This is a genomic window from Nostoc sp., from assembly GCF_036917935.1.
Classification (GTDB): domain Bacteria; phylum Cyanobacteriota; class Cyanobacteriia; order Cyanobacteriales; family Nostocaceae; genus Nostoc.
The window spans coordinates 1-5,641 of sequence record NZ_JBALEL010000066.1 but is presented as its reverse complement, the minus strand read 5'-3'; the positions used below and the strand labels follow the sequence as shown (position 1 = coordinate 5,641).

8 protein-coding genes are annotated in these 5,641 nt (G+C 42.7%); 4 read left to right on the top strand and 4 right to left on the bottom strand.

The window, feature by feature from the left end:
- Positions 1–516: pentapeptide repeat-containing protein (locus tag V7K62_RS29195; RefSeq protein ID WP_334870380.1), on the top strand; the 516-nt coding region annotated here is incomplete at its 5' end.
- A gap of 249 nt (positions 517–765) precedes the next feature.
- Positions 766–1,161 (top strand): type II toxin-antitoxin system HicB family antitoxin, encoded by a 396-nt coding sequence (locus tag V7K62_RS29190; protein WP_334870382.1) that lies wholly within the window; start codon positions 766–768, stop codon positions 1,159–1,161.
- Between the two features lie 21 nt (positions 1,162–1,182).
- On the opposite strand, the gene V7K62_RS29185 is transcribed toward V7K62_RS29190, so the two are convergent.
- The 3 genes from V7K62_RS29185 to V7K62_RS29175 form a co-directional block, all read right to left on the bottom strand.
- On the bottom strand, positions 1,183–1,614 hold the full coding sequence (locus V7K62_RS29185) for an NUDIX hydrolase (RefSeq protein WP_334870378.1): 432 nt from the start codon (positions 1,612–1,614) through the stop codon (positions 1,183–1,185).
- A gap of 5 nt (positions 1,615–1,619) precedes the next feature.
- Complete coding sequence (locus tag V7K62_RS29180) at positions 1,620–2,072, bottom strand: DUF3531 family protein (RefSeq protein ID WP_334870376.1); 453 nt, start codon at positions 2,070–2,072, stop codon at positions 1,620–1,622.
- Positions 2,073–2,197: 125 nt separating this feature from the next.
- Positions 2,198–3,157, bottom strand: a complete 960-nt coding sequence (locus tag V7K62_RS29175) for a Sll0314/Alr1548 family TPR repeat-containing protein (protein WP_334870374.1) — start codon at positions 3,155–3,157, stop codon at positions 2,198–2,200.
- A 316-nt stretch (positions 3,158–3,473) separates the two neighbouring features.
- Between V7K62_RS29175 and V7K62_RS29170 the strand changes: the two genes are divergently transcribed.
- A complete protein-coding gene (locus tag V7K62_RS29170) occupies positions 3,474–4,148 on the top strand; it encodes an ABC transporter ATP-binding protein (RefSeq protein ID WP_334870372.1) in 675 nt (224 codons plus the stop codon).
- Positions 4,149–4,255: 107 nt separating this feature from the next.
- Positions 4,256–4,990 carry a 16S rRNA (guanine(527)-N(7))-methyltransferase RsmG gene (gene rsmG, locus V7K62_RS29165; RefSeq protein ID WP_334870370.1) on the top strand — a complete coding sequence of 245 codons (735 nt, stop codon included), beginning with the start codon at positions 4,256–4,258 and terminating at the stop codon, positions 4,988–4,990.
- A 375-nt stretch (positions 4,991–5,365) separates the two neighbouring features.
- Here the strand turns inward: rsmG and V7K62_RS29160 are convergent.
- The coding region (locus tag V7K62_RS29160) for a hypothetical protein (RefSeq protein ID WP_334870368.1) at positions 5,366–5,641 on the bottom strand (276 nt) is incomplete at its 5' end.

Here is a 5,641-nt window from a genome sequence, read left to right as displayed (position 1 = left end):
GCATTAATTATATATTTAGTAGTATATAGTACTTTGAAGTACGTAAACTTGATTAGCGATCGCTCTTGGGAAAAAACTTTTTGGTTTACTGTTAATGAAGCCAACTTCAGCAGAGGACATCTCAGTGAGGTCAACTTTAGTAGATCCCATCTTAATGAATCAAATTTTATTGGGGCTGACCTCAGTGGAGCCGACCTCAGAGCAGCTAACTTCAGTGGAGCTAACTTTCTTGGGGCTGACCTCAGCGGAGCTAACCTCCATGAGGCGAACCTTAGCGGAGCTAAACTTTACAGGGCTGATCTCTATGGGAGCAATCTTCTAAATACCATCCTTAGCTATGCTGACCTTATTGGAGCTAACCTTAGTGAGGCTGACTTCACCAATACCGTTGTAGAAAGCACTATCTTTGGAGAAAACCGTGGCTTAACAGAAGAAGACAAAGCTAATTTACTTGCCCGTGGAGCTATTTTTCGGAACTCCCCTGACTCAGATGTTCCGGCTTCGATGAGAAGTTAATATTAACCTCGACTGCATTCTTATTGATCGCACCCTAACAACCCCAACAGGGATAATTTATAGTATGACTTTCGTATAACAGCCATGACTGAGCTACTTGAACAAGCGATCGCCAAACTAAAAAATTTGCCTGCTAATGAACAAGATGCGATCGCGGCAATGATTTTGGAAGAACTAGAAGATGAACGCTCTTGGGATGAAGCTTTCGCCCGTTCCCCCGACAGACTCGCTTTCCTGGCAACCGAAGCAATGGCTGAATACCGTGCAGGAAAAACCCAAGAGTTAGATCCAGATACATTATATTATTTAAATCTTCAGTACCCTGTAACACTTTACCCCGACCCAGAGGGGGGATATGTAGCTCAAATTAAAGATTTACCTGGATGTCTTACCCAAGGCGAAACCCTTGAAGAGACAATGGCAAATCTCAATGAGGCGCGGGAATTGTGGATTGAGACAGCTTATGAAGTCGGCGATAATATTCCCTTACCAAGTAATAATGATAGCTATAGCGGTAAACTACTAGTACGGATGCCGAAATCTTTACATCGACGTTTAGCTGAGACTTCGGAACGGGAAGGCGTTAGTCTCAACCAGTATATTGTGTCTTTGTTGAGTGCGGTGGCATCATTAACACCAAAGTAATCTTAGTAAATTCCAGATAATTTATAAATATTCAAAAAAAACTTCAGGTACTAATATTAATTCGCCAGATTTAAAGCGAGCAATATCTATCCATAACGCTCTATGTTTATGATGCTGTGATTCGGAAAAAACTAAACTTTCCAGTTTATAAAATTTTGAATCAGCAAAGTCACATTGATAAAGCTGAATAATTTCATGACCTTGCCTACCATTAAATGTAAACAGGTTCTCTATACAACCTAGATATTTAATATTCGTTAAGTCTGCTTGAATTTCCTCTTGAAACTCCCGTTCTAAGGCGGCGCGGCTGGTTTCGCCAAATTCGACACCACCGCCTAAAGCCCGATAAAATGTTTCTTGCTTTGCGGGATCGTAGCCTTCAGAAACAAATATGCGTTCGCCATTCCGAATTAGCCCCAAGGCTATTACCCTAATTTCACCTGCTTTATTCATTTTTGTTAATTATCGTAGATAGACTGAGGACGACTTTCGCTATCCTCAATAGGCCAATCTGGATTTTCGCCACCGATGTACAATTCTTCAATGGTGACATATTCCTGACTTAGCTGGCTGAGAGCGTTGATTAAAATATCCAGAGCGATCGCATCACTGGTTCCTAAGTCAAACCAACAACGCCCCCACTGTCCCTCATATTCAAACTCACCAATGTTGTGCATCAGTGCTAGCAGACTTTTGTCATACCCTTGTTCATCATAATTCATGTAGCTGATATCGAGTCCAGTGTCCTGCACCTGAAGATTCTCGGCATTAAATGCACCCAATTTACCCAGATAAAACCAGGAATTGAAAACTTCTTCTACAAACTGCTTTTCACGCGCAGAAGGATTTGTGCTGAATTTCAGCCAAATCCACATATCAAAAGGATTAATTTCGCGGAACTGAATCTCCATTTTGGTCTAATATCTCAATTACTCTTCTGCAAATAAGCATATCAAAGTAGGGGATATGGAATGGGGCATAGGGCATAAGGGATAGAGAAAAAATTAATCGCCAATGTCCAATGCCCAATGCTTAATTACCCCGGATTCTTCAGGCTAACAGCACTGCTGCGTTCACGCTCAATTTGTTTGACTAAATCGCTTGGGAGTTGGGATTTTTTAGTCAATGCTTTGTCAAAATTAGCGATCGCTTCCTGGATCATCTGCTGGCTTTTTTCTTTTTTCCCTAGTTCTTTCAGGATTTGGGCTTTGAGATAATAAATTTCTGGATTATCGGATGTAGTTTTGATCGCCCGGTTGACATATTCTAGTGCTTGTGAATACCTTTTTAAATCCCGGTAAGCAAGAGCAATACCCCGATCGACAAGATACTTCGGAGCAGCATTTTGTTCTAAGCCTCCAATTGCCTGATCTGGGCTAGCAAAAGGCAAATTAACCGCCAATAATAAATCCATATAACCCTTGATTAAATTCAGTTCTGGATCGTTGGCAGAAATTGCTTCGGCTTTGTCTAAATACTCATAAACTTGTCGCAGCCGACTAAAGGCTTGCGGCACACCCTTCACTGTACCCTCACGGGTGATAACTACTGCACCCTCTAAAAAATGACCAACGGCAGTGTATAAATTACCACGTAATGGATCGCTAGAAATCAGTTTTCGTCCAGTTTCTAGAGTTTTCTGGCTGTAGGTGTCGAGTTTAGCCCAATCCTTATTTCCGTATGCTAAAGATGCGCTGATGGCATAAGCTAGAGGTTCATTTGGCTCTTTGGATAGTGCTTGTTGCAGATAACGCTCTGCTGCTGGATAGTCGCCCTGTTGGAAAATCGCTTTAAAAGCTGCTTCTGTTTGGTCGCCAATTTGATGAGGTTCGCGATTGCGAAACGGATCGCCAGCCAAGGAGGGATTTACCCACAGATTAAGTGCGATTGCCCAAGGGGCAACGCCAAAGGCGATCGCAGTTGCAAAAGCAGTCTGAGCAAGGGTAGTGAGTTTAGCAGACACTACTAATTGAGGTGAAGAAAACATTTTAGTCATTTTAAGCCTCAGAATAATTGCGGTTGAAATAGTTGTATGTGTTACTTAGAATGCAAAAATGGTTAATTTTAACTTGCCTCTGCTTCAACCAAAATTTTCTTATATAAAGGTTAGCTTTGGTAATTTTTTTATGTTTTCAGGCTTGCTCTAGCCATTGTTTAAGGGTGAGTCTGCCACAATGGAGAAAAAGTAAATGATTCTTGCTGCTAGATTAAGGTGTTAATCCAGGTAATGCGCTAGAAATTTTTCCAGAATTTCCCAGATACTCTCAGTGTAGTTAATCAGTAATTTGCTGACTTTTTGGTAATCTTAACAAATGCTCTATCTCCGAAATGTAAATTATCACCCCACAGCGTGCCCAACAGCAATTCTCAAATCGATCAACTTGGAATTAGCACCCCAGCAGCTAGGTTTGATTATTGGCCCGAGTGGTTCGGGAAAAAGCACCCTACTCGAAATTTTGTCGGGACTAGCCGAACCTACTACTGGCGCTCTCTTCTGGCGGGAACAAGAACTTATAGCCGAACAGCTACAACAATTAGCCGGATTAGTATTTCAGTTTCCAGAGCGGCACTTTTGCGGTGGTTCGATTTTAGAAGAATTGCGTTTAGGACATCCTGAGTTAGGGTCAGAACGAGTCAGACAGGCGCTGAGTGAGGTGGGATTAGAGCATTTATCGCTATCTGCTGCCCCCCATGCTTTGAGTGGTGGTCAGCAACGACGTTTAGCTTTGGCAGTGCAATTGATTCGCCAGCCAAATTTACTGTTATTGGATGAACCGACAGCTGGGTTAGATTGGTCAATGCGTCGGCAACTGGTAAATTTATTAGCGAAACTGAAACAAGATTGGACGCTGTTGGTAGTGACACACGATGCTGGGGATCTGTTAGCGATCGCAGACCGTTGTTGGACACTCAACCACGGTGAACTACAATCAGTAGACCCAAAGACACTAGAAGCCAAAGTTAAAGAACCTCTACCAGTGGTATGAAAAGGGGAGTAGGGAATGGGGTGTGAGGAAAGAAAGGAATAACTAATACCCCATGCCCCATGCCCAATGCCCAATGCCCAATGCTCAATGCTCAATGCCCATACCCAATGACAAACTTATTGCCTGAGATGGCAGAAATCTGGCAGCAAACTCTCAATTGGCAACCAACTGTCCAACAGCAAGCGCAATTTCAAAAGCTTTATGAGTTGATCCTAGAAGGTAATCGCCAACTAAATTTAACTCGGATCACTGACCCCCAAGAGTTTTGGGAAAAACATCTCTGGGATTCTCTGCGAGGAATTGCACCTCTGTTATCAGCAAATTTCTCCCCTGCTTCCCCTACTCTCATCGATATTGGTACAGGTGCAGGTTTTCCGGGTGTTCCAGTGGCAATTACTATACCTAATTGCACAATTACTCTTCTCGATTCCACTCGGAAAAAAATTAATTTTATCGACAATATATTAACTGAACTTGCTCTTAGCAATGCCAAAACTCTAGTTGGTAGGGCTGAAGAAATCGGTCAGCACCCCCAGCATCGACTAGCTTACGATATTGCATTGATCCGTGCTGTAGGGGCAGCCTCTGTTTGTGCAGAATATGCCCTACCACTCCTCAAACAGGGAGGTTTAGCTATAATTTATCGCGGTAATTGGACAGAGGATGAAACAGCTGCTTTACAGAATGCTGTGAACCAGTTGGGTAGCGTCATTGAATCAATCGAACAATTTACAACACCCCTGAGTCACAGCATCCGCCACTGTGTGTATTTGCGTAAGGTTGCTACCACACCAGCTAATTTTCCTCGTGCTGTAGGTATACCTACTCAAAAGCCTCTTTGAGGGGGAGTGCGAGAAAAAGGGCGTTGTTGACTGAAAGTATGAATTAGCCTCACGAGAGAGAATGTTTATTCGTATGAAACCACCCTGTTCTCCACAAGCAGTGAGAAGGTATAGCGTTTCCTAATCATATAAGGTACATTATAGTCCCCTCATCGCTTGCTCTTAGGGGGTTGGGGGTGGGGTTCTTGTATCTCACTCAAGCGAGAACCGCTATAAGCAAAAATCAAACTTTGTCAGAGCGGGGTTGGTAAAGATATTGTTTGGAGGAAATTAACCAGGCAAAATAAGTAGTCGGACAAAAATATTTACAGTCATTGCGAATGGAGCGTTCGCAATGACATTGTGTAATTAATTCTGTCTGACTACTTATTAGTCCTAATTCCCAAAAATATACCAAGTGCCATTACTCGGTCGCCATACTGCGAAGTCATTCCTAATAGAGAAATCATAATTACCAGGGGCAGGAATATCACCACCAACGCCCCATTGTCTAGTAACTGCTACACCTGTAGAACTGTTAATTACATACCAAATCCCATCACTCGGTCGCCAGACGGCAAAATCAGTTCTACCATCATTATCGTATCTGCCAGGGGCAGGAACATCACCAGCAACGCCCCATTGTCTAGTAACTGCTAGACCTGTAGAACT

Excerpts from the sequence above, each read along its gene's own strand:
- rsmG (WP_334870370.1), top strand. The coding sequence starts at position 4,256 with ATGACAAACTTATTGCCTGAGATGGCAGAAATCTGGCAGCAAACTCTC.
- V7K62_RS29175 (WP_334870374.1), bottom strand. The coding sequence starts at position 3,157 with ATGACTAAAATGTTTTCTTCACCTCAATTAGTAGTGTCTGCTAAACTC.
- V7K62_RS29180 (WP_334870376.1), bottom strand. The coding sequence starts at position 2,072 with ATGGAGATTCAGTTCCGCGAAATTAATCCTTTTGATATGTGGATTTGG.
- V7K62_RS29190 (WP_334870382.1), top strand. The coding sequence starts at position 766 with ATGGCTGAATACCGTGCAGGAAAAACCCAAGAGTTAGATCCAGATACA.
- V7K62_RS29170 (WP_334870372.1), top strand. The coding sequence starts at position 3,474 with ATGCTCTATCTCCGAAATGTAAATTATCACCCCACAGCGTGCCCAACA.
- V7K62_RS29185 (WP_334870378.1), bottom strand. The coding sequence starts at position 1,614 with ATGAATAAAGCAGGTGAAATTAGGGTAATAGCCTTGGGGCTAATTCGG.